Genomic DNA, 21731 nt, shown 5'->3' on the forward strand with positions numbered 1-21731 from the left:
GGGGTGTTCTTGTGCGTGGCCTGTGAGTGGCCTGTGCGGCCGGCTACCGGCCGACAGCGCCGGGCGTGACCACCTCGGCGAAGACCCCGAACGCAGGCTCCCCGGCCCGGTTGAGCGGGCGGTGTGAGGCGAGCGTCTTCAGCAGGCGTACATCCCGCTCCCCCGTCTCCGGCCGGACGTCGATCACGGCGCAGCGCGGGATGGGTACGCCGATCCGGAGCGTCGCCTCGCCGACCCGGATCTCCCGGCCGAGCCAGGTCTCCTCGACGTAGGGCTCGTCGGTCTCGACCACCAGGTTCGGCCGGAAGCGCGCCGCGTCCAAGGCGTTCGCGCCCGCCTGCCGGGCGAGGTCGCGCAGCGACGCCGTGGTCACCACCGACACCGAACCGGCGAAGACGACGTCACCGCGACGGGCACGGGCCAGCCGCACGGGCCGGTCGAGCCACCTCGAGAACAGCCCCGTGTGCGGGCCGCCGAGCAGCTCCAGCTCGACCTCGCGGCCCCAGTAGTCGCAGGTGATTCGCTCACCCGTGGCGGCCGGCTCCGCCGCAGCGGTCTCGCCGTCGGGCAGCTCGACCTCGAGCCGGTCGCCGGCCAGTTCCGCCCGCACCGCGACCAGCGAGGGGTGCTGCACGGTCCGCAGCACCCGCCCGCGGGCGGGGTCGGTCTCGTCGACCGACACCAGCGCGAAGCCGCGGTCTCCCACGACCCCCTGGGCGTCGAGCACGACTCGGTCGTGGGCCAGGTGTCTGGTCCCCTTGATCGGCGCGAACCCCGCCCGCACGACCTTCAGCTCATCGATCACGGGGCCAGTCAACCAGCACTGCGAAACGCCTTGGCACCCTCGGCCGCCAGCTCCGAGTAGCCGGTCGTGCCGGCGCCGAGCAGCTCCTCCGCGGCCCGCTTGACCGCACCGAGGGCAGCGAACGCGAACGCCCCGCCGACCGAGATGCGCGCCGCGCCCGCCTCGGCCAGCTCCGGCACCGACGGGCCGCCGGGCAGCAGCAGGACGTTGACCGGGCGGTCGACGGCGTCGACCAGGCGGCGTACGTCCTCGACGGCGATGACGCCGGGCGCGAAGAGCACATCGGCGCCGGCCTCCTGATAGGCCTGGAGGCGGGCGATCGTGTCGTCCAGATCGTCGCGGCCACGGATGTGGTTCTCGGCCCTGGCGGTGAGGACGAACTGGTCACCAGCGGCCCCGGCCGCGGCGGCGACCCGCTCGGCGGCCTCTCCGACGGAGTAGATCGTGTCCTTCTCGATCCCGGCGTAGTCCTCGATGGACCCGCCCGCCAGGCCGGCGGCCACGGCGAGCCGGAACGTCTCCTCGACCTCGGCCGTGGTGCCTGCGAAGCCCGCCTCCAGGTCGGCCGATACCGGCACATCGACCGCCTCGACGAGCGCGGTGGCGTGCGCGATCACCTCGTCGCGGGTGACCTGGCCGTCGAGGCGGCCCAGGGTCGCGGCGTACCCGCTGCTGGTCGTGGCCAGCGCCGGGAAACCCAGCGAGGCCAGGACCTTGGCAGAGCCCGCGTCCCAGGCGTTGGGCATCAGCAGCGGGCGTCCGGGCAGGTGCAGCGACAGGAAGTTCTCGGCGAGCGACATGCCGGTCACCCTGCCACGGGACGGCGCGGCCGAGAACCGGATTTCCGGCTTAGGATCGATGAACATGGGCCACGATCACGAGCACATCTCTCCGGCGGCGGACCGGCGATACCTGATCGCCGCGATGTCGCTCCTGGGTGTGTTCCTGATCGGCGAGGTGACGGTCGCGATCCTCGCCGACTCGCTCGCGCTGCTGGCCGACGCCGGCCACATGCTGACCGATGTCGGGGCGATCGCGGCGGCGCTGTGGGCGATGCGGCTGGCGGCGCGGCCGGCGCACGGCCAGTGGACCTACGGCTGGAAGCGCGCCGAGATCCTCTCCGCGGCGCTCAACGGCATCACCCTGCTCGTCTTCGCCGCGGTCGTCGGCGTGGAGGCGGTCCGGCGCCTGATCGACCCGCCCGACGCCGAGGGATGGCCGATGTTCGTGGTCGCGCTGGTCGGCTGCGGCGTCAACATCGTCGCGGCGGCGCTGATGGCGCGCGCCAATCGCACCTCGCTCAACGTCGAGGGCGCCTATCAGCACGTCCTCTCCGACCTCTACGGCTTCATCGGCACCTTCGTCGCCGCGATCGTCATCCTGCTCACCGGCTGGACCCGCGCGGACCCGGTCGCCTCGCTCGTGGTCGTCGCCCTGATGACGTACGCCGGTGTCTGTCTGCTCCGCGACAGCGGCCGGATCCTGCTCGAGGGTGCGCCGGCCGAGGTCGACGTCGAGGACCTGCGCCGGCACCTGCTCGAGGTCGACCATGTCGTCGAGGTGCACGACCTGCACGCCTGGACGGTCACCTCGGGCCTGCCCGCGGTCTCCGCCCACCTGACCCTGCGCCCGGAGTGCTTCCTCGACGGCAGCGCACCGAAGGTCCTCGACCGGGTCCAGGCCTGCCTGGCCGGTCACTTCGACGTCGAGCACTCCACCTTCCAGCTCGAGCCAGAGACGCACCTGGCCCACGAGCCCGGGATGCACTGAGCCCGGCTGAGGTCAGGCCCGCGCGAGCGCGGTGAGAGCCGCCTCCCGCGCCTGCTCGATCGCGTCCTCGGCGACCCCACACAGTCGCAGGCAGGCCGAGGCGATCGTGGCGACGGTCGTGCTGCCGACCCGATCCTCGCGGCGAAGGCTGACCACGCTCTCGACCATCTGCACGAGGAGCTCGCCGAGCCCGGGCTCGCCGCTGCTCGCCGAGACCCGCTCCCCCGCGGCGCGCTCCGCGACCCGGCTGTAGCCGGCGACGAGGTCACCGCGCAGATGGCCGTAGCGGTCATAGACGGGTGAGGCGATCACGTCGGGCAGACGGTAGAGCATGCCGATGTTGTAGGGCATGGCGACCAGCGCGCTCATGTCGCTCACGGCGAGGGCGTAGAGGCCGACGTCGGGTGTGACCGACCCCATCCCGGCCTCGATCTTCCCGGCCTGCTCGACCCGGTCTTGGACCGAGCGCTCGAGCAGCACCGCGAGGATCTCCTCCTTGCTCCCGAAGTGGTAGTAGATGGAGGCCTGTCTCAGCCCGGCACCGTCCGCGATCTCGCGGGTGGTGGTGCCGGCATAGCCGCGGCTCACGAAGAGCTCGGCAGCGGCAGCGAGGATCTGATCTCGGGGGTTCGCCGCAATCTTTCCGGGGAGCAGCCGTGGACGGCCGCGACCCGGACGCGGCGAGATCTGTGACACCGTGGCATCGCCTTTTTCTGTCGTGCGATAGATAACATTGGAGAGGGTAAGTTTCGCACTCATATCGAAAGAGTCAAGCGCCAGAGGACGTGTCCACCCCCAAACCGGTCAGTGCGTGAGCTTGAGCCCGACCACACAGCCGACGAGCGCGACGATCAGCACGACGCGTACGGGGCTGATCGCCTCGTCTCCCGCCACCATCGAATAGCCGACGGTGAGCGCGGCGCCGATCCCGACCCAGACCGCGTAGGCGGTGCCGATCGGCAGGGTGCGCATGGCCATCGCGAGGCCCACCAGGCTGCCGATCAGGGCGACGCCGAAGACGATCGAGGGGACCAGCCGCGAGAACCCCTCGGTGCGACCGAGGGCGAGCGCCCACACGGCCTCGAGGACGCCGGATACCACAAGAAAAAGCCAGGACATGACCACTCCAGACGGCCGTCTTGTCGCGCTTCCGGGTACGGCTCCCTCGTCCGGCAGCCGGTCTCGGCTGACGTCTTCGACCTTAGCAAACCTGTCACACGATAGAAACTTCCCGGCAACAAGGAACGCCGCGTTCTTCAGCACGGGATTCGGCGCCGATCGATGAGAGGATGCGCAGGTGACCTTCACCGTCGGCTTCGTCACCGGAGCCACCCCTGACAAGTGGGCCCGGACCTGGCGAGAGCGCAGCCGTGAGCGGCTCGAGCTGGTCCCGGTCACCGAGGAGGACCAGGAGCGGCTGCTGCGCGAGGGCGAGCTCGACATGTGTCTCGTACGCCTCCCCGTGGACCGCGACGGCCTCCACTGCATCCCGCTCTACGAGGAGCAGCCGGTCGCCGTGATGGGCCACGAGCACCTGCTCTCCCTGCTCGAGGAGGTCACCCTCGACGACATCGCCGAGGAGCAGCTGGTGACCCCAGAGCGCGGGGGCTGGAAGCCGTCCGCGGAGCAGATGAAGTGGCCCGCGATGAGCGAGAAGGACGCGGTCGAGACGGTCGCGGCCGGCACCGGGATCGCGATCCTGCCCATGTCGATCGCCCGGCTCTACCACCGCAAGGACGCCGTCTCCCGGCCGGTGACCGGAATCGAGCCCACCACCGTCGGTCTGGCCTGGCTGATCGACAACGACGACGAGCGGGTGCAGACCTTCATCGGCATCGTCCGCGGCCGCTCGCGGAACTCCTCTCGCCACTGAGCTCCGCCGTCCGGCAAATGCCGGGTGAACGCCTGGCGACATCTGCCTCGCCCGGGTCCCATTCCAGCCGGGGTCCCCCTGCTCGTCCCTAGACTCTGCCCGATCCAGACAGAAGGCAGGCGTTTACGGGTGAACCGCACGGGGTGGACGACCGTCGTCGCAGGAAGCCTGGGGCTGGTCCTGCTCGCCTGGTTCCTGGTCGCGAACGCACTCCCGGGCCGTTCGGAGCCGGACAAGCTGGCCGACCCGGTGACCCTGAAGGTGGCGGCCGGCTCTGAGCTCGACGACGTCCTGTGCGCCGGCGGCACCAGCAAGGCCGAGGAGTCGACCGGTACACCGGTGCGCTGTGAGCCGAGCGCGCTCGTGAAGCGGCTCCGGGAGGAGACCAACGTCGCGCTCGAGCCTGAGTTCATCGGCACCCTCGAGGCCGCCGACGCGATCGTCGCCGACCCGGACCGCTACGACGCCGCGCCGCCTGGTTCGCCTCCGACGACTATCTGCGCCTCGCCCTGGCGGCCAAGGGCACCGACGACCTGGCCTCCTCCGACCCGATCATGCGCTCACCGGTGGTGCTCGGCGTGCACCACGATGTCGCCACCCGGCTGGGCTGGACCGGCGATGCCGAGGTCTCCTGGGAGGAGATCGCCCGCCGCGCCGGCGACGGCGAGCTCGGCTTCCTGATGACCAGCCCCGCCTCCTCCAACTCCGGCCTGTCCACCCTCGCCGGTGTGGCCACCGCCTTCGACGCCGAGCCACCGTTGCAGAGCGAGGACGTCGGCCTGGTCCAGGAGGACGTACGCCAGCTCTTCAGCGGCCAGCTCGGCCGCGCGGCCAGCTCCGGATGGCTCTCGGACACCTTCCGCGAGAACCCCACCGCCTACGACGCGATCTTCAACTACGAGTCCGAGCTGCTGACGCTCGCAGAGCAGGTCGACGATCTCGACATCGTCTACCCCAGCGACGGCACCACCGAGGCCACCTACCCGCTCACGCTCGTCGACGCCGAGAAGCAGAAGGCGTACGAGACGGCGGTCGCATGGCTGCGTACGGCCGAGGTCCAGGAGGAGCTGAGCGAGAAGAGTGGTCGCCGCCCGGGTCGCACGGGCGTGACGCCCTCCCCCGGCGTACCCGACAACGACGTCAAGACGCTCCCGCTGCCAGACGATCTCGGCACCATCGACGAGCTGATCTTCACCTACTTCGACGAGTTCGCACCCAAGACGCGGACGACCTACCTGCTCGACACCTCCGCCTCGATGGACGAGATCAAGATGAACCAGCTGCGGCGGGCGTTCGAGGGGCTGGCCGGCGACAACACCTCGATCTGCGGCCAGTTCAAGCGCTTCCGCAAGGGCGAGCGGCTCTCGGTCTACACCTACGCCGACGAGACGGAGTCTCTCGGGTCGCTCGTCGTCGAGGACCAGCCGGAGCGGGACGAGGCGCTCAACGACCTCATCGACCGTGTCGGCGAGCTGACCGGCCACGGCGGCACCGCCTACTACGACGCCATCGACACCGCGTACGCCGCCATCAAGGCCTCGCCCGAGGAGGGCGCCACCACCTCGATCGTGCTGATGACCGACGGCGAGCAGAACGGCGGGCAGTCCCATGCCCAGCTCAGCAAGAAGTACGAGGCGGCCTACCGCAACCTCGGGGTGCCGCTCTACGTGGTGCTCGTCGGCGATGCCGCCACCTCGGCCGACGCGAGCATCGAGCAGCTGGTCGACTTCGCCGAGCACACCGGCGGCCGCGACGTCGTCGCCGAGGACGCCGCCGACCTCCGCAAGATCTTCCAGGAGATCCGTGACTACCAGTAGGCCCGAGTCGACGCTCGCCACCATCATCAACTCCGGATTCACCACCGCCGGAGCGGTCCTCGCCGTGCCGCTGGCCGGCGCGGCCGTCGCGACGAGCGCATGGGGCTGGGCCGTCGGCGCGGTCGGCGCGCTCACGATCGGCGCCGGCACAGCGGCCGCCCGCGCGAACCGACGCCCTCGGCCCTGGCACCAGCCGCCGCCACCGCGTGGGATCGAGGGGCGACCGATCCACACCTACTACTTCCTCTCCGAGACCCGCATCGCGATGCTGCACGCCCAGCTCTTCCGCGGCGAGGTCGGAACCGTCCTCCGCGAGGTCGTCAGGAGCTCCTCCGGCAGCGCGGAGGCCGGGCTCGACGTACCGCCGGTCAAAGCGGTGACAAAGTACGCCCGCGACGTCGCCAGGAAGTACGCCCAGGAGGCTCGACCCACCCGGGAGACCCTGGTCGGCGACGTGCTGGCCGAACTGCAGCAACGCGGGCTGCTGCACGAGCCCGACGGCGAGCTCGACCGGGTCGCCGGCCTGGTCGCGCAGACCGCTTCCGACGACCAGTTCCTCCAGTTCACCGTCGCCGGGCCGGACGTACGCCAGGCGATCCTCGCGGTCCCCGCGCCGGCCACTGACGGGCGCGACAACACCGGGACGCTGGAGCAGAAGAGCCATGGGCTCACCATCACCATGCACGTTGGCAGTCGCGGGAAGCAGGAGGACTTCGACGAGCTCGAGCACCGCGACAACGTGGTCGTGGTGGGCGTGCTCCGCAACCTCAGCACCGCCGACCGGACCGCGACCGTCCGGGTGATCGCGGTCTACTGAGCGACCCGGGTCCGCGCGGGCCGCACGCACGCGGCAGACTTTGCACCATGCTCGAACCGACCGACCTCACCGCGCGCGCGATCGAGGCGCTACGTACCACCTTCGGCGCCGAGGCCACGGTGGTCGGGAGGGCGCCGGGACGGGTCAACCTGATCGGCGAGCACACCGACTACAACGCCGGGCTGGTGCTGCCGGTCGCACTCCCCCACGCCACCTACGCCGCGGCCGCGCCGCGCACCGACGGCGTCATCCGGATCACCTCGGGCCAGGAGCCGGAGCCGTTCACCGGCCACATCGACGAGCTCGGTCCGGAGATCGAGGGCTGGGCCGCGTACGTCGCGGGGGTGCTCTGGACGCTGCGCGAGGCCGGCCTGGTGACCGATGGCCTGGACATGCACCTGGAGTCGTCGGTCCCGCTCGGCGCGGGCCTGTCCTCGTCCGCCTCGGTCGAGTGCGCCACCGCGGTGGCGGCGCTCGGCGTCGCCGGGCGGACTCTCGACGAGGATCTGCAGCGGGCGGTCGTCGCGGCCGGGATCCGGGCCGAGACCGAGGTCGCCAAGGCGCCGACCGGCGGGATGGACCAGTCGGTCGCGGTCTTCGCCGAGGCGGGCGGTGCCCTGCTGATCGACTTCGACTCCGGTGCCCACCGCAACGTCCCGCTCGCCCTCGGCGAGCGCACGATCCTGGTCACCGACACCCGGGTCAAGCACCAGCTCACCGACGGCGGCTACGCCTCCCGGCGCGCCCAGTGCGAGAAGGCCGCCGCCGACCTCGGGCTGCGCTCGCTGCGCGAGGCCACCCTGGACCAGGTCGAGTCACTCGGCGACGAGGTCGTACGCCGCCGGGCGCGCCACATCGTCACCGAGATCGCCCGCGTCGAGCCGACCGTGAGCGCGCTCGGTAGCGGCGACTGGGCCGCGATCGGTGACCTCTTCGCCGCCTCGCACGCCTCGATGCGCGACGACTTCGAGATCTCCGTCCCCGAGCTCGACCTGGCCGTCGCGACCGCGGTCGGCGCCGGCGCCGACGGCGCCCGGATGACCGGTGGCGGCTTCGGCGGCTCGATCGTCTCGATCCTCCCTCTTGACGCCGTGGACTCGGTCAGCGCGGCCATCGACAAGGCCTTCGCCGAAGCCGGCTACGGCGCTCCGGGGCACCTGATCGCCAGCCCGTCAGCAGGCGCGATGTTCACCGAGTTACCCTTCGACAAGCTCAGGACATCGCCTCGGTGAGCATCCGGGTCGCGGTGTCGGCCGCGGCCTGACGCGCCGCGCGAAGAAGATCGACGTCGGTCTCGGTGCGACCCGGGATCGGGTCGGCCGCATCGGGCGCGAACGTGAGCGTATGTACGCCCGCGTGGTTCCCGGCCCTCATCTCGGCGACCGAGGCCCGGTACCGGTCCGGGCGGCTGTGGTAGAGATCGCCGAGCTCGGGGTTGACCCGGCGCAGGTAGCGCTCAATGACACGGTCGGCCGACCCATACGCCGGCGCCGTGCCGAACGGTCGGGTCACCAGCACGATCGCGTGTGTCGCCCCGAGTGCCGCCGCCGAGGCCACCGGCACGGCCTCGACCAGCCCGCCGTCGAGCCAGCGGCGGCCGCGTACGGTCACCGGGAGCCCTCCGGCCAGGGGCAGCTGGCTCGAGGCGATCACCGAGTCGGCGAGGTCCGTGGGATCGGTGAAGTCGGTGAGCGGGACCGCCTTCGCGGTCACCACGTCGGTGGCCACCGCCGCCAGCCGCGGCGCCCCGTCATGCAGCGCGAGCGACCACTCGAACAGCTCCGCCGAACGTGCGGTGATCCCGCGGGTGTCCACCATCGACTTGCGCCGCAGCATCCGCCCGGCGCCGATGTACTCGGGCGAGGCGAAGACCGAGGCGTACGACTCGCTGAAGGCGCCGATCGTTCCGGCCGCCACCGCGGTCGCGTTGGCCGCGCCGGCGGAGGTGCCGACCACCAGGTCGACCGCATCCACCAGGCCCTGGTCGGCAAGCACCGCGGCCATCGTCGCCGACAGCATCCCGCGCATCCCGCCACCTTCGATCACGAGGGCCAGAGTCGCCCCGTCATCCTTGTTCCCACTGTCCCCGCCGCGACGGGACCGGAGCAGCTCGACCACTCCCGATTGCAATGCGTCCACATCTGGATTGTGACGCTACTGGCGAGTAGGGCGTGGCATCGGGTCGCTCCGACACGCCCGGGCAGGGGCGCACGTCACACGTTGGCGGTGAGCCACGCCCCCAGGTCGCGGGCGGAGCGGTCGACGACGCTGGCCCAGTCGAGGGCACTCTCGTCGGCGTTGTCGGAGACGTGCTTGACGACGCGTGCCGGGACGCCGGCCTCGCGGGAGGCCCAGGCGACGGCGAAGGCCTCCATGTCGACCAGGTGAGCGCGCTGGGCGAGCTCGGCGCGTACGACCGTGTCGGTGACGAAGAGGTCGCCGGTGGCGCAGACGATGTCCGACTCGCCGACCTCCAGCGCGTCTTCGACCGGGTGACCCAGCGCCCGGATGGCGGCGGACGAGAAGTCGTGGTTGAGCACGGTGCCGACCTCGTAGATCCCGGTGTGGCCGTCGCGCAGCGCGCCGCAGGAGCCGATGTTGACGACCTGACGGATCGTCTTGTCGGCAGCGAGCACACGCGAGACGGCCGAGGCGGACGCCACCTTCCCCATCCCGGTGATCACCACCTTGAGCCCGGAAGGAACATGGGCCGCCTCGGCCTTGGTCGCCGACACCACGAGAACACTCATGCCGCCGAACCCTACTGACCTACTTGAGCTCCGCCGACGAGAGCCCGAGGACCCGTCGCGCCACGATCAGCTGCTGGATCTGCTGGGTGCCCTCGAAGATGTCGAGGATCTTCGAGTCGCGGGCCCACTTCTCCAGCAGCTCACCTTCGGAGTAGCCGATGGTGCCGGCCAGCTCGACACAGGACAGGGTCACGTCCGAGCCCATCCGGCCGGCCTTCGCCTTGGCCATCGAGGCTTCCTTGGAGTTGGGCTGGCGGTTGTCGGCCATCCAGGCCGCCTGGAGCATGAGGAGATAGGCGCCCTCGTAGTCCGACTCGAGCTGGATGAACTTCGCCGCGGCCGCCGACTGCAGGTGAGCCGGCCGGTCGTAGTCGATCTCGACGCCGGCCTTCTCGAGCAGGTCGCGGGTGTAGTCGAGGGCCGCGCGGGCGCAGCCGACCGCCATCGAGGCGACCAGAGGACGGGTGTTGTCGAAGGTGGCCATCGCACCGGCGAAGCCCTCCTTGACGTTGATCTCCGGGCTGCCGAGAAGGTTCTCCGCAGGCACCCGGCAGTCGGTGAAGATGATCGTGGCCGTGTCCGAGGCCTTGATCCCGAGCTTGTGCTCGAGACGCTCGACCTTCATCCCCGGCGTGCCCTTCTCGACCACGAACGACTTGATCGCCGCCTTGCCGAGCTCCTTGTCGAGCGTCGCCCACACCACGACCGCATCGGCACGGTCACCGGAGGTGACGAAGATCTTCTCGCCGTTGAGCACGTAGTGGTCGCCGTCGAGCGTGGCGGTCGTCTTGATGTTGGCCGAGTCCGAGCCGGTGCCGGGCTCGGTGATCGCCATCGCAGCCCAGACGCCGTCGAAGCGCTCGTGCTGCTCGTCGTTGGCGACCGAGGCGATGGCCGAGTTGCCCAGGCCCTGACGCGGCATCGCGAGCGTGAGGCCGACGTCGCCCCAGCACATCTCGTTGACGGAGAGGACCGAGGACATGTTGGCGCCGTTCTTGACCTTGCCGTCGTCGGGCTTGGAGTCGCGGCGTACGCCGGTGGCACCCGCGCCCTCACCCTGCCCGGACTCGGCCAGACCGTCGGCCATGGCGGCGAGCATGTCGAGCTCGGTGGGGTACTCGTGCTCGGCCTTGTCGTACTTGCGCGAGATCGGTCGCAGCATGTTCATCGCGACCTGGTGCACCTGCTCGCGCAGCGGCTTGAGTTTCTTGGGGTCTTCCAGATTGATGGCCATCAGACCAGCACCGTGCCTTCCATGATCCCGATCGCACGCAGGTCGCGGTACCACCGCTCCACCGGGTGCTCCTTGACGAAGCCGTGGCCACCGAGCAGCTGGACGCCGTCGAGGCCGATCTGCATGCCCTTGTCGGCACACAGCTTGCGAGCCAGCGCGATCTCGCGGGTCGCGTCGATGCCCTGGGCCACCCGGCTGGCGGCCTTGTAGGTCACCAGGCGCATCGCCTGCAGCTCGATCGCGATGTTGGCGACCATGAACGCCACCGACTGGCGGTGGGCGATCGGCTCGCCGAAGGCCTCGCGCTCCTTGACGTAGGGCGTCACGTAGTCGAGGACGGCCTGGCCGACCCCGATGGACAGGGCGCACCAGGCGAGGCGGGAGAGGCGTACGGCCTCGGTGTAGGTCGAGCCGTCGGTCTCGCCGAGGACCGCCGTTGCCGGGACCTTCACGTCGGTCAGGGTCAGCTTGGTCAGCGAGGCGGCGCGTACGCCCATCGCCGGCTCGGACTCGATGCTCAGACCGTCGGTCGAGGACTCGATGAGGAACAGGACCGGCTTGCCGTCGAGGACGGCACCGACCACGAAGAGCTCGGCCTCGGCACCGCGCGCGACCAGCGACTTGGCGCCGTTGATGACGTAGCCGTCGGCGGTCCGGGTCGCCGTGGTCGACGGGGAGAGCACGTCGAAGAGGACCTTGTCCTCGTTGAGGGCGAAGGCCGCGGCCGGAACGGACCCTTCGGTGAACGCCGGCAGGTACGTCTGCTGTTGCTCGTCGGTGCCCCACAGGCCCAGCGCGGTCGCGACCGAGCCGGGCGCGAGGGCGGCGACGGCCAGACCGAGGTCGCCCTTGGCGAGCGCCTCGGCGACCAGGGTGCCGGCGACCGCGGAGCGGGTCTCGGAGATGCCGCCGAGCTCCTCGGGGACACCCAGGATCGGCAGCCCGATCTCAAGGCTCGACTTGAGCAGCTCCTCCGGCGCGGCGCAGGCCTCGTCGGCCTCGGCCGCGGCCGGACGTACGACCTCGGCGGCGAACTCGGTGACCACGTCGACGAGCATCTGCTCGTCCTCGCTCGGAGTCAGGTCGAAGACGCCCTGGGGGATGGCGTTGGGCACGCGTACGCCCGGGACGCCCCGCTTGCCCTTCTTCTTGAACGCACGGCTGGTCGCCGCGATCGTCTTGAACCCGCTGCGGGTCACCGTGAAGACGACCTGCTCGGTCTGCTTGCGGACACCGAGCCGGTCGAGCGCAGGGCTCTGCGAGAGCTTGCGCAGACCGGCCACGGCGAACCCGATCGGATCACGCGACTCGCCGGACGGGACGCCGTTCGCGATCCCGCCACGTAGGCCTTGGAGGATACTCATGGGTAGAACTGTAACTGGGAGTTACAACGCGGTCTACACTTCGGGGGGTGATGGCGGTAACAAACCACGCACGACTTATTTATAGGCTTGGCACATGGCCGACTCCTCGCTCGAATCCGCTCCTCCGATCGCGCCCCACGGCGCCCTGCCCGAGGGCGGGAAGGTGCGTCCGATGACGCGCTGGGGCACCCCGGTCATGCACCGGCCCAAGAAGAAGGTCGAGGTCTTCGACGCGGCGCTGGCCGAGTTGGCCGCCGACATGGTCGCGACGATGTACGCCGCCGAGGGTGTGGGCCTGGCCGCCGACCAGATCGGTGAGGACGTCGCGATCTTCGTCTTCGACTGCCCCGATGCCACCGGGCAGCGCACCGTCGGCATCGTCTGCAACCCGGTCCTGACCCTGCCCGAGGGAGATGACCGCCAGCTCGACGTCGATCTGGAGGGCTGCCTCTCATTCCCCGGCGCCTTCGTGGACTGCGCCCGGCCCGACTGGGCCGCCGTCGACGGTCTCGGCCTCGACGGGGAGCCGGTCCACTTCGAGGGCAACGGCCTGCTGGCCCGGTGTCTCCAGCACGAGACCGACCACACCAACGGCACCGTCTTCGGCGACCGCATCTCCGCCAAGGCGCGCAAGAAGCTCACCAAGGAGCACGACCGCCTGGCCAAGGACTACCCCGCCGAGTGGCCTGCCGCGGGAGACTCCACAGCCTGACCCCCGAAGGAGATCCGCTCGCCGCGCCAACCTGACCTACGGAGAAACTGCTCCCAGCTCAGCGCGCCGGGATCGATGCGTCGACTCCACTCCATGTCGCGGTCATTGCCGAAGTATCCGAACTCCACTGCGTACTCGGCCATCCCGAGGATCTCGTCAACCAGCAGAGGGTTCTCTCCGAACTCGGGGAAACACGTCAGCAGGCCCTCCCGAGAGTAGGCGCTGCGGTACTCGGCCTTGAGGCCGGTGACACGGGAGAACGCGTCGACCATCTCCCTGGGGGAGATGACATCACCGACCACAGGCAGCGCGGCGCCGAGGTAGGCGTCCGGATTCGACAACACCTCCAGGACGGCAGGTCCGGTCGCGGTGAGCGGGTCCACGAACGGGGCGCGGAAGTCTTCAGGGAGATAGAAGGGCATGTGCACGCTGTCGCCTTCGATGCGAGGAGCGTAGTACTCCAGCGCGTTGGTGTAGAAGAACGAGAGCATGACGAAGGTGTGCCCGATCGGCAGGGTCCGAATGTGCTCGGTGACGAGCGCCTTGTCAGTGAAGTGCGGGGCGTACTTGGTGCCCGATGACCTCTCGTCGACGTTCTCGAGTGCACTGAAGACGAGGTGCCCCACACCTGCCTCGACCGCAGCATCGGCGAGCTGGCACCCGAGGGGGAACTCATCGGTGGATGGCGGCGCAACCGGCGGCGTCATCAGGAAGGCCCCGTCAGCCGATCCGAATGCCCGCACGAGCTCGCGCTGATGTCCCGGTTCCAGGGGAACCGTGACGATCTGTGCGCCCATTCTCGCGAGGTTCCGGGCCTGGGCAGAGTCGGCTGCTCTGGTCAGGGCTCGCACCCGAAACCGCCCGCTGTCGAGCAGGGAGGCGACAACACTCCTTCCCTGCTTGCTGGTCGCACCCGCGACGACGATCAACGGCTTTCTGGCATCAGACATCGTGCTTCCTTCTCTTGTGGGCCCGATGCCGTGCGAGCCGCCAACAGCAGCGTCGGCCGCGCCCTGCACCGAGCGTGAGCAGGTTCCGATCATATCGTTACATCGCGATATGTAAATACATGCTGTCGAGAGCGCGGGGCTCAAAGCGTCACATCGGGATATGATGGTGCGTAGATGCGAGGAAGAGGAGACCGTGGCTAAGTCACACGCAACAGACCCAGGGAACATCAGCCCTCTGGAGGCGGTCGAGGGCCTGAAGGCTCTGGCGCACCCCGCGCGGTTGCAGATCATGGACTGGCTGCGGGACCCGCATGGCGAGTTCTCGCAGTGGGAGCCGATCGCTGATCGGGACGAGGTCGGGGTCTGCGTCAGCCATCTGCAGGCCAAGTCAGGGCTGGCCCAATCAACGGTCTCGTCGTACATGGCAACGCTGGAGCGGGCCGGTCTCGTCCGGTCCACGCGCATCGGCAAGTGGATCCACTACAGACGCGACGAGGACGTGATGTCCCAGCTCGCGGAGGTGCTCCGCGGCGCACAGCGCCCGTGAAGTCTCTTGTTCGCGAGCTAGGACATCCGGTCCACGACGTACTCGGCGATGGCGAGGCTGGAGGTCGCGGCCGGGCTCGGCGCGTTGCGCACCGAGGTGATGCCGTCGGCATGGTGGATGACGAAGTCGTCGACCAATGACCCGTCGCGCTCGACGGCCTGGGCCCGCAGCCCCAGCCCCGCGCGGGTGACGTCCTCCGCGCCGATCTCCGGCACGTAGCGCTGGGCCTCGCGCATGTAGGCCTGCTTCGACAGTACGCCGCGAAGCTCGGTGATTCCGGTGCGCCAGTGCTCTGCGGCGAACCGCCAGAACCCCGGCCACGCCAGCGTGTCGACGAGGTCGCGCGGGGTCAGCGACGTCCGACCGTAGCGCCGGCGACTGAGCGCCAGGAAGGCGTTGGGACCGACCTCGAGACCACCGCTCACCCGGCGGGTGAAGTGCACCCCGAGGAACGGGTAGCGCGGGTCGGGGACCGGATAGACCATGCCACGGACGAGATCCTGCTTCGCGGCACTGACCTGCATGTACTCACCGCGGAACGGGACGATCCGGGGCGCCTTCGGGCCGCCGGTCAGCTCACCGAGCCGGTCGGACTCCAGGCCACCGCAGACGACCAGGTGGTCGACCCGGGTCCGGCCGGCGGGCGTCTCGACCTCGATTCCACCCGTGACGCGGTGGATGCCGGTCACCTCCTCGCCGAGGCGTACCTCTCCCCCGGCTTCCTTGACGCTTCCGCCCAGCGCCTCGGCGACGGCGACGTAGTCGATGATCGCCGTTCTCGGGGAGTGGAGGGCGGCCAACCCCGCCGCGTACGGCTCGATCTCCGTGATCTCCTCGGGGCCGACTCGTCGCAGGCCCGGCACGCCGTTCTCCGTCGCCGTCTTCTCCAGCGCGTCGAAGCGCCCCATCTCTGACTCGTCGACCGCGACGACGAGCTTTCCGCACTCCTCGAACGGGACCTGGTGCTCGGCGGCGAAGTCCTTGAGCAGGTCACGGCCGCGCGTGCAGAGCTGCGCCTTGAGGCTGCCGGGGCGGTAGTAGATCCCGGCGTGGACGACGCCCGAGTTGTGGCCGGTCTGGTGGGCGCCGAGCCTGGCCTCCTTCTCGAAGACGATCACCGTCCCGGCCGGGCGGCGGCGCAGGATCTCCCGCGCCACCGCCAGCCCGACGATCCCGCCGCCGACGACTCCGGTCGTGGTCAACGCGCCTCGGCCCCGGAGAGAAGCTCGCGGACCTGCATGGTGGCTCGGCATGCCGCGGCACACTTCCCCGCCCACTTCAGCGCATCCTCGAGGGTTTCGACGTCGACGATGATGAAGCCGCCGAGGTGCTCCTTGCTCTCCGGGTAGGGACCGTCGGTGACCACGCCGGCCTCGTCGACGGTCCAGGCGTCCTCGAGACCGCCCTTGATCCCACCGCCGAAGACGAACACGCCCGCCGCGATGGCCTCGCGGGTCATCGCCGAGGATGCTTCGGCGATGTCTGCCACGTCCTCGTCGCGGTAGTCCACCGCTTCGTCGCGGAACGAGATCAGATACTTGGTCATCTACAACCTCCTGTTTCGGGCAGCGCTCGTCGCCACCCCTCACTCGCTCCACGAACGGGTTCAGCCACTTTCGACAGATCCTCGGAAAGAACGTACGCCGCGGCTGGCCTCATCGCCCCCAGAACCCGGCGAACTTCTCGGCAAGGCGAAGCCCCTGGCGATGGCCCGCCCGAGCCGCGGGCGGTCGCGTGGCCGGGTTCATCATGTTGTCACCGAAGGCCTCTCTCGAGTCGGCGTCAGGGAGGATCGTCTCCACCCTGCTGCCGCCCATGCGCAGCTCGTCGACCTGTGCGGAGAGATCGCTGCGCCAACCGGCCGGATGCCGAGTCCGGCCACCCAGCGGCGACAGCACGAGCACCCTCCCGTACCCCACCGCCAGGTCGGCGTTCTCGCTCGAGCGCCGGTAGCCACCGTCGATGTAGCGACGCCCGCCGATCGCGTACGCCGGGCCTCCCGCACAGCTCGCGGCGACGGCGTCGACCAGGTCGACGCCGCTGTTGCGGTCGAGCTCGACGGGTTCACCGGTCTCGGCGTCCACAACGGTGAGGAGGATCCTGCTCTCCGGCCAGTGCGGGCTCGGCAGCCGGGCGGCGACGGTCTCGCGCCAGCGCTCCCGCCCGGCCGCGCCCGCGGCCTCAGCGAGCTCGATCGCGTCCGCGCCGATCCGGCGCCGCATGTCGGTCAGGTCTGCTGATGCCGCGATGATGGCGTTGGTCCGCTCGAGATGGGTCGACGTGATGGGACGGAATCCGCGTGACCCTGTCGGAGGCTGGAGCGGCGGTGCCGAGAGGATGTTGGCGAGAAGATCGGCCGGACTCGACCCGCAGATCTGTGCCGCCGCAGTCGCGCCGGCGGAGGTGCCGATGATGAGATCTGCCCCGGTCACATCGAGTCCGCTCTCGTGGAGGCCGGCGATGACACCGATCAGCCAGGCATTGCCGGCCGATCCGCCACCGCCGAGGACGAGTGCGCGCTCGCTGATGGGCTGGGTTCTCGTGTTCATGGGAGTCGCCTTTCGGAAGGTTCCGCAGGCGCTCCCGGTGGCTCAGCCCTGAATCGGGCTCAGCCGCACGATCGTGGCTGGCGGGGAGCACCCGCTGTGGACGTTGCGTACACGGGTCTCACCTCCTGCCGTCGGATCACGATCGCGACGACGCTAGCACGGGACACGGCGCGGCTCACTCCGAATACCGTCACGATCAAGGGTCTGTGGCTTTACGGTGAGCGAGTGATGAAGACCTGGTCGATCCTGCGCCTCGCGATGGCCGTGCTGATCCTCGCCGCGATGACGGCGGAGTTCCGGGGCGCGATGAGCACGACACCCGCCGAAGGCTCCAGCATGGCGACGGTGGTGGTGAACTACTTCAGCTACTTCACGATCGAGTCGAACCTTCTCGCGGCGGTGGCGCTCATCGCCGCAGGGGTATGGGCGCTGACCCGCGACGCTCAGGAACCGACCTGGATGGCGGTGCTGATGGCGGCGGCGACAACGTTCATGGCCATCACCGGGCTGGTCTACAACCTGCTGCTGCGCGGCCTCGTTCCGGCCGCACACCCGTGGGCCAACGAGATCCTGCATCTCATCGGCCCGTTGTTCCTGATCATCGACCTCTTGGTCGCTCCCCCGCGCCGACGCTTGCCGTGGCGGGCTGTCGGGGCCGTCGTCGCGTTCCCGATCGTGTGGGCGATCTACACCCTGGTCCGCGGCGAGCACGTCGTCAGCCCTCTGACCGGCGACGGGTGGTGGTACCCCTACCCGTTCCTCAACAACCACCTGCATGGCTACGGGGTCGTCTTCGCGTACGTCGTCGGCATCGCGGCTGCGTTCACCCTGGTCGCCTGGGGTGTCGTCGCGGTCGGGCGCCGTCGGTCCCCCGAGACGGCCTACGCCGATGACGAGGACGCCGGGCTCAGCGCTGCCTGATCATCCAGCGCTCGGGCGCGTCAAGCGGCTCCCAGCCGTACTTCGCGTAGAGCTCGTGGGCGTCCTCGGTGGCGAGCAGGGTCCGGCGGATCCGGTAGGGCTCAAGGTCGGCGAGGATGCCCTCGATCAGCAGCTTGCCGATCCCCTGGCCGCGGGCGCCCGGGTCGACGATCACGTCGCACAGCCAGGCGAAGGCGGCGAAGTCGCTGACCACGCGGGCGAAGGCGACCTGGTTCCCGGCCGCGTCGTAGACGCCGTAGCAGCGGGACCCCTTGTTGGCCGCGTCCTGCACCTCCCGCGTCCGGTCGCTGGCCCAGTAGGACTGCGCGAGCATCCGGTGCACCCAGTCGGGGTCGATCCGGCTCTGGTCGGCGGAGAAGGCGTACGCCGCGGGCTTCTCGCTCGTCGCCGGCTCGGCGCTCAGCAGGCCGAGCAGGTCGTCCGGCTCGGGCTCGGGCCGCGCGACCTGGGGCGCGACGGCGGGCGCCTCGACGGCCCCCGCGAAACCCGGACCGGGGTCCGGCGTACGGCCCTGCTGGTAGGCCAGGGCGGCACCGTTGGCGAGCCTGTCGGCGGCCTCGTTAAGCGGGTGTCCGGAGTGGCCCTTGATCCACTCGAACCGGACGTTGCGGCCCTGCATCGCCGCGTCGAGATCCTTCATGATCTCGACGTTGAGGACGGGCTTGCCGTCGGCCTTCTTCCAGCCCTTGCGCTTCCAGCCGGCCATCCACTTGGTGACCGAGTTGATGACGTACTTGGAGTCGCAGTAGACCAGCAGCGGCTCGCCGGTGTGCGCCGTCTGCCGCAGCAGATCGAGGACCGCGGTCAGCTCGCCCTGGTTGTTGGTGCCGTGCGGCCAGCCGCCACAGGCCCAGGTGGACTCGTCCACATACCAACCCCACCCCGCGGGCCCCGGGTTCCCGAGCGCCGAACCATCAGCAGCAGCCACAATCGTCACGCGCCCATCCTGCCAGCCGCGTGCCGGCCCGCTCCGGGCGGTCAGGGGTTGACGCGCGGACCGGACGCGGTGGAGCCGCGGACGACCAGCTCGGGGTGGAAGACGAACTCCGAATGCGGCGTTCCGGTGCCGGCGATCTCGTCGAGGATGGCGCGGACGGCGGCCTGGCCCATCGCGTGGACCGGCTTGCGGACGGTGGTCAGCGGCGGGTCGGTGAAGGCGATGAGCTGGGAGTCGTCGTAGCCGACCACGGAGACGTCCTCGGGGACCCGCAGGCCGCGCGACCGGGCGGCACGGATGGCGCCCAGCGCCATCATGTCGCTCGCGCAGACGATCGCGGTGAAGCCTTCGTCGAGGAGCGCGGAGGCAGCAGCCTGGCCGCCCTCGAGGGTGAAGAGGGAGTCGCGGATGTGGCCCTTCTCGATCTCCTCGGCGCTCAGCCCGAAGCGGTCGGCCATCGTGGCCACGAAGCCCTCGATCTTGCGCTGGACCGGGACGAAGCGGCGGGGGCCGACGGCCAGGCCGATCTTGGAGTGGCCGAGCGTGGCGAGGTGGGTGACCGCCAGCTGCATCGCCTCGCGGTCGTCGGGCGAGATGAACGGCGCCTTGATGTCGGGGGTGAACCCGTCGAGGAGGACGTACGGGACGCCCTGGGCGCGCAGCTTCTCGTAGCGCGTCATGTCGGCGGTGGTGTCCGCGTGCAGACCGGAGACGAAGATGATCCCGGTGACGCCGCGGTCGACGAGCATCTCGGTGAGCTCGTCCTCGGTCGAGCCGCCGGGGGTCTGCGTGGCGAGCACCGGGGTGTAGCCCTGCCGGGTCAGCCCCTGCGCGATGACCTGCGCGAGCGCGGGGAAGATCGGGTTGTCGAGCTCGGGCGTGATCAGGCCGACCAGCCCCTCGCTGCGCTGGCGCAGCTTCACCGGGCGCTCGTAGCCGTGGACGTCGATCGCCGCCAGCACCGCCTCCCGCGTGGCCGCGGCGACCCCGGGCTTGCCGTTGAGGACGCGACTGACCGTCGCCTCACTCACGCCCGCATGGGCCGCGATGTCAGCAAGACGGGCAGAGGCTGGTGTTATGGGCACGGTCACATCATGCCCCCTCCCTACGCGGCCTGCAAGAACTTTCAGCAAGTTTGCAACTTTTGCTGAAAGGCTCTTACATTCTCCTCGACGCGGGGTTACCTTCGTCACACCACCGGGCGGACTCCTCGCCCGGCCCCATATCGAAGGAGAACTCATGCGACGTGGCATCGTGGCCACCGCAGTGGCGGCATCGCTCGCCCTGGCGGCAACGGCATGTGGCGGTGGCAGCGGCGACAGCAGCGACGGCCCGGTCACCATCACGTGGTGGGACACCTCGAACGCAACCAACGAGGCGCCGACGTACCAGGCCCTCGTCAAGGACTTCGAGAAGGCCAACCCGGACATCAAGGTCAAGTACGTCAACGTGCCCTTCGACCAGGCACAGAACAAGTTCGACACCGCGGCCGGCGCCAGCGGTGCTCCCGACGTACTGCGCGCCGAGGTCGGCTGGACGCCAGCGTTCGCGCAGAAGGGCTTCCTCGCTCCCCTCGACGACACCGAGGCGCTCGAGGAGAAGGACGCCTTCCAGCCCAACCTGATCAAGCAGGCCGAGTTCGACGGCAAGACCTACGGCGTCCCGTTCGTCACCGACACCCTCGCGCTGGTCTACAACAAGGCGCTCTTCGAGAAGGCCGGCATCACCGAGGCCCCCACGACCTGGGACGAGCTCAAGGCCGACGCCGCGACGATCAAGTCCAAGACCGGTGTCGACGGCTACTGGGGCTCGACCTCGGCCTACTACGCGCAGCCGTTCCTCTACGGCGAGGGCACCGACACCGTCGACGCCGAGGCCAAGAAGATCACCATCTCCTCCCCGGAGGCCAAGAAGGGCCTGACCACCTGGCAGGGTCTCTTCGACGGCGAGGGCCTGCACAAGGCGGACACCACCGCCGACGCGTACGCCCACATCCAGGACGCCTTCGTCAACGGCAAGGTCGCTGCGATCATCCAGGGGCCCTGGGAGATCACGAACTTCTACAAGGGCTCGGCGTTCCAGGACAAGAACAACCTCGGCATCGCCACCGTCCCGGCCGGCTCGACCGGTGAGGCCGGCGCCCCGACCGGCGGGCACAACCTGTCGATCTACGCCGGTTCGGACGAGGCGCACCAGGAGGCCTCGGCGGCGTTCGTGAAGTTCATGACCTCGGCCGACACTCAGGCCCAGATCGCCCTGAAGAACTCCACGCTGCCGACCCGCGACGACGCCTACACCGACGAGGTCAAGGCCGACCCGGGCATCGCCGGCTTCCAGACGGTGCTCCCGGCCGCCCAGCCGCGACCCGAGCTGCCCGAGTACTCCTCGCTGTGGGGTCCGATGGACCAGGAGCTGCCGAAGATCGCCTCCGGCGCCGAGACCCTCGACAAGGGTCTGGCCACGCTGGAGACGGCGTTCGCCGACCTGCTGCCCGACTTCTCGAAGTGAACCTGAGCCAGGAAGACCACGTCATCCGATGACTCTGACAGCACCAGCGCCCGCCGCCGAGACCCCGCGGACCGGCCAGCCCGACCAGTCGCCCGAGGCCTTCGAACCCTTCCTGAAGGTGATCAAGCAGCGCTCGAACTGCGTCATCAACATCAC

The 21731-nt window shown here is 69.8% G+C and carries 23 protein-coding genes and 1 riboswitch; of the genes, 9 read left to right on the plus strand and 14 right to left on the minus strand.

Translation table 11 applies throughout. The features are described 5' to 3' along the window. Window positions 1–43: 43 nt before the first annotated feature. Window positions 44–805, minus strand: coding sequence for an MOSC domain-containing protein (locus ABZU72_RS18010; RefSeq protein WP_355020198.1), 762 nt, complete (start codon window positions 803–805; stop codon window positions 44–46). 8 nt (window positions 806–813) lie between these two features. Further along, a complete protein-coding gene (locus tag ABZU72_RS18015) occupies window positions 814–1671 on the minus strand; it encodes an isocitrate lyase/phosphoenolpyruvate mutase family protein (RefSeq protein WP_355020199.1) in 858 nt (285 codons plus the stop codon). Here ABZU72_RS18015 and ABZU72_RS18020 point away from each other — a divergent pair. Continuing rightward, window positions 1664–2575, plus strand: a complete 912-nt coding sequence (locus ABZU72_RS18020) for a cation diffusion facilitator family transporter (protein WP_355020200.1) — start codon at window positions 1664–1666, stop codon at window positions 2573–2575. The genes ABZU72_RS18015 and ABZU72_RS18020 overlap by 8 nt on opposite strands. Before the next feature lie 12 nt (window positions 2576–2587). On the opposite strand, the gene ABZU72_RS18025 is transcribed toward ABZU72_RS18020, so the two are convergent. Both ABZU72_RS18025 and ABZU72_RS18030 read right to left on the minus strand, forming a co-directional pair. Next, window positions 2588–3271, minus strand: a complete 684-nt coding sequence (locus ABZU72_RS18025; protein ID WP_160022780.1) for a helix-turn-helix domain-containing protein — start codon at window positions 3269–3271, stop codon at window positions 2588–2590. A gap of 108 nt (window positions 3272–3379) precedes the next feature. Continuing rightward, entirely contained in the window at window positions 3380–3694 is a 315-nt protein-coding gene (locus ABZU72_RS18030; RefSeq protein ID WP_160022778.1) for a multidrug efflux SMR transporter, read from the minus strand. Window positions 3695–3704: 10 nt separating this feature from the next. Next, window positions 3705–3768: riboswitch (guanidine-III (ykkC-III) riboswitch) on the minus strand. Between the two features lie 104 nt (window positions 3769–3872). Here ABZU72_RS18030 and ABZU72_RS18035 point away from each other — a divergent pair. The 4 genes from ABZU72_RS18035 (at window position 3873) to galK (ending at window position 8314) form a co-directional block, all read left to right on the plus strand. After that, entirely contained in the window at window positions 3873–4448 is a 576-nt protein-coding gene (locus ABZU72_RS18035) for a LysR family substrate-binding domain-containing protein (protein ID WP_355020201.1), read from the plus strand. Window positions 4449–4981: 533 nt separating this feature from the next. Next, entirely contained in the window at window positions 4982–6265 is a 1284-nt protein-coding gene (locus tag ABZU72_RS18040) for a VWA domain-containing protein (protein WP_355020220.1), read from the plus strand. Next, window positions 6252–7082 carry a hypothetical protein gene (locus ABZU72_RS18045; protein WP_355020202.1) on the plus strand — a complete coding sequence of 277 codons (831 nt, stop codon included), beginning with the start codon at window positions 6252–6254 and terminating at the stop codon, window positions 7080–7082. The genes ABZU72_RS18040 and ABZU72_RS18045 overlap by 14 nt, the downstream gene beginning before the upstream one ends. A gap of 47 nt (window positions 7083–7129) precedes the next feature. Continuing rightward, window positions 7130–8314 carry a galactokinase gene (gene galK, locus ABZU72_RS18050; RefSeq protein WP_355020203.1) on the plus strand — a complete coding sequence of 395 codons (1185 nt, stop codon included), beginning with the start codon at window positions 7130–7132 and terminating at the stop codon, window positions 8312–8314. Here the strand turns inward: galK and ABZU72_RS18055 are convergent. The 4 genes from ABZU72_RS18055 to ABZU72_RS18070 all read right to left on the minus strand — a co-directional run bounded on the left by ABZU72_RS18055 (window position 8295) and on the right by ABZU72_RS18070 (window position 12430). After that, complete coding sequence (locus ABZU72_RS18055) at window positions 8295–9221, minus strand: patatin-like phospholipase family protein (RefSeq protein WP_355020204.1); 927 nt, start codon at window positions 9219–9221, stop codon at window positions 8295–8297. The genes galK and ABZU72_RS18055 overlap by 20 nt on opposite strands. 74 nt (window positions 9222–9295) lie before the next feature. Further along, the gene (locus tag ABZU72_RS18060; RefSeq protein ID WP_355020205.1) at window positions 9296–9832 is read right to left on the minus strand and encodes a nucleosidase; all 537 of its coding nucleotides are present in this window, start codon (window positions 9830–9832) and stop codon (window positions 9296–9298) included. A gap of 19 nt (window positions 9833–9851) precedes the next feature. Then, complete coding sequence (locus ABZU72_RS18065) at window positions 9852–11066, minus strand: acyl-CoA dehydrogenase family protein (RefSeq protein WP_355020206.1); 1215 nt, start codon at window positions 11064–11066, stop codon at window positions 9852–9854. Beyond that, window positions 11066–12430: an acyl-CoA dehydrogenase family protein gene (locus ABZU72_RS18070; RefSeq protein ID WP_355020207.1), complete on the minus strand. Its 1365-nt coding sequence runs from the start codon at window positions 12428–12430 to the stop codon at window positions 11066–11068. Before ABZU72_RS18070 ends, ABZU72_RS18065 begins: the two co-directional genes overlap by 1 nt. A 94-nt stretch (window positions 12431–12524) precedes the next feature. Here ABZU72_RS18070 and def point away from each other — a divergent pair, with 94 nt between their 5' ends. Further along, window positions 12525–13142: a peptide deformylase gene (def, locus tag ABZU72_RS18075; RefSeq protein WP_355020208.1), complete on the plus strand. Its 618-nt coding sequence runs from the start codon at window positions 12525–12527 to the stop codon at window positions 13140–13142. Here the strand turns inward: def and ABZU72_RS18080 are convergent. Then, entirely contained in the window at window positions 13100–14092 is a 993-nt protein-coding gene (locus ABZU72_RS18080) for an NmrA/HSCARG family protein (RefSeq protein WP_355020209.1), read from the minus strand. The two genes, def and ABZU72_RS18080, sit on opposite strands and share 43 nt — an antisense overlap. Window positions 14093–14285: 193 nt before the next feature. Between ABZU72_RS18080 and ABZU72_RS18085 the strand changes: the two genes are divergently transcribed. After that, window positions 14286–14639: a metalloregulator ArsR/SmtB family transcription factor gene (locus tag ABZU72_RS18085; RefSeq protein ID WP_355020210.1), complete on the plus strand. Its 354-nt coding sequence runs from the start codon at window positions 14286–14288 to the stop codon at window positions 14637–14639. Window positions 14640–14656: 17 nt separating this feature from the next. Here the strand turns inward: ABZU72_RS18085 and lhgO are convergent, their stop codons facing one another. The 3 genes from lhgO to ABZU72_RS18100 form a co-directional block, all read right to left on the minus strand. Continuing rightward, a complete protein-coding gene (gene lhgO, locus ABZU72_RS18090) occupies window positions 14657–15841 on the minus strand; it encodes an L-2-hydroxyglutarate oxidase (protein WP_355020211.1) in 1185 nt (394 codons plus the stop codon). Then, entirely contained in the window at window positions 15838–16185 is a 348-nt protein-coding gene (locus tag ABZU72_RS18095; RefSeq protein ID WP_355020212.1) for a YciI family protein, read from the minus strand. The genes lhgO and ABZU72_RS18095 overlap by 4 nt, the downstream gene beginning before the upstream one ends. A 109-nt stretch (window positions 16186–16294) precedes the next feature. Next, window positions 16295–17188 carry a patatin-like phospholipase family protein gene (locus tag ABZU72_RS18100; RefSeq protein ID WP_355020213.1) on the minus strand — a complete coding sequence of 298 codons (894 nt, stop codon included), beginning with the start codon at window positions 17186–17188 and terminating at the stop codon, window positions 16295–16297. 228 nt (window positions 17189–17416) lie between these two features. Here ABZU72_RS18100 and ABZU72_RS18105 point away from each other — a divergent pair, with 228 nt between their 5' ends. Continuing rightward, entirely contained in the window at window positions 17417–18109 is a 693-nt protein-coding gene (locus ABZU72_RS18105) for a Pr6Pr family membrane protein (RefSeq protein WP_355020221.1), read from the plus strand. On the opposite strand, the gene ABZU72_RS18110 is transcribed toward ABZU72_RS18105, so the two are convergent. Together ABZU72_RS18110 and ABZU72_RS18115 are read right to left on the minus strand one after the other, a co-directional pair. After that, window positions 18096–19067, minus strand: a complete 972-nt coding sequence (locus ABZU72_RS18110) for a GNAT family N-acetyltransferase (RefSeq protein WP_355020214.1) — start codon at window positions 19065–19067, stop codon at window positions 18096–18098. The two genes, ABZU72_RS18105 and ABZU72_RS18110, sit on opposite strands and share 14 nt — an antisense overlap. Before the next feature lie 41 nt (window positions 19068–19108). Then, window positions 19109–20260 (minus strand): substrate-binding domain-containing protein, encoded by a 1152-nt coding sequence (locus ABZU72_RS18115; protein WP_355020215.1) that lies wholly within the window; start codon window positions 20258–20260, stop codon window positions 19109–19111. Between the two features lie 46 nt (window positions 20261–20306). On the opposite strand from ABZU72_RS18115, the gene ABZU72_RS18120 reads away from it, so the two are divergent. Continuing rightward, window positions 20307–21575 (plus strand): extracellular solute-binding protein, encoded by a 1269-nt coding sequence (locus tag ABZU72_RS18120; protein ID WP_355020216.1) that lies wholly within the window; start codon window positions 20307–20309, stop codon window positions 21573–21575. Window positions 21576–21731: the final 156 nt, after the last annotated feature.

This window comes from Nocardioides sp. NPDC004968, assembly GCF_040608935.1.
In the GTDB taxonomy this organism is placed as follows: Bacteria; Actinomycetota; Actinomycetes; order Propionibacteriales; family Nocardioidaceae; genus Nocardioides.

Bases quoted from the DNA above. Each gene is read 5' to 3' on its own strand.
- ABZU72_RS18020 (WP_355020200.1), top strand. From the start codon at position 1,664: ATGAACATGGGCCACGATCACGAGCACATCTCTCCGGCGGCGGACCGG.
- ABZU72_RS18015 (WP_355020199.1), bottom strand. From the start codon at position 1,671: ATGTTCATCGATCCTAAGCCGGAAATCCGGTTCTCGGCCGCGCCGTCC.
- ABZU72_RS18030 (WP_160022778.1), bottom strand. From the start codon at position 3,694: ATGTCCTGGCTTTTTCTTGTGGTATCCGGCGTCCTCGAGGCCGTGTGG.
- galK (WP_355020203.1), top strand. From the start codon at position 7,130: ATGCTCGAACCGACCGACCTCACCGCGCGCGCGATCGAGGCGCTACGT.
- ABZU72_RS18060 (WP_355020205.1), bottom strand. From the start codon at position 9,832: ATGAGTGTTCTCGTGGTGTCGGCGACCAAGGCCGAGGCGGCCCATGTT.
- ABZU72_RS18065 (WP_355020206.1), bottom strand. From the start codon at position 11,066: ATGGCCATCAATCTGGAAGACCCCAAGAAACTCAAGCCGCTGCGCGAG.
- ABZU72_RS18070 (WP_355020207.1), bottom strand. From the start codon at position 12,430: ATGAGTATCCTCCAAGGCCTACGTGGCGGGATCGCGAACGGCGTCCCG.
- def (WP_355020208.1), top strand. From the start codon at position 12,525: ATGGCCGACTCCTCGCTCGAATCCGCTCCTCCGATCGCGCCCCACGGC.
- ABZU72_RS18080 (WP_355020209.1), bottom strand. From the start codon at position 14,092: ATGTCTGATGCCAGAAAGCCGTTGATCGTCGTCGCGGGTGCGACCAGC.
- ABZU72_RS18095 (WP_355020212.1), bottom strand. From the start codon at position 16,185: ATGACCAAGTATCTGATCTCGTTCCGCGACGAAGCGGTGGACTACCGC.
- ABZU72_RS18100 (WP_355020213.1), bottom strand. From the start codon at position 17,188: ATGAACACGAGAACCCAGCCCATCAGCGAGCGCGCACTCGTCCTCGGC.
- ABZU72_RS18105 (WP_355020221.1), top strand. From the start codon at position 17,417: ATGAAGACCTGGTCGATCCTGCGCCTCGCGATGGCCGTGCTGATCCTC.
- ABZU72_RS18120 (WP_355020216.1), top strand. From the start codon at position 20,307: ATGCGACGTGGCATCGTGGCCACCGCAGTGGCGGCATCGCTCGCCCTG.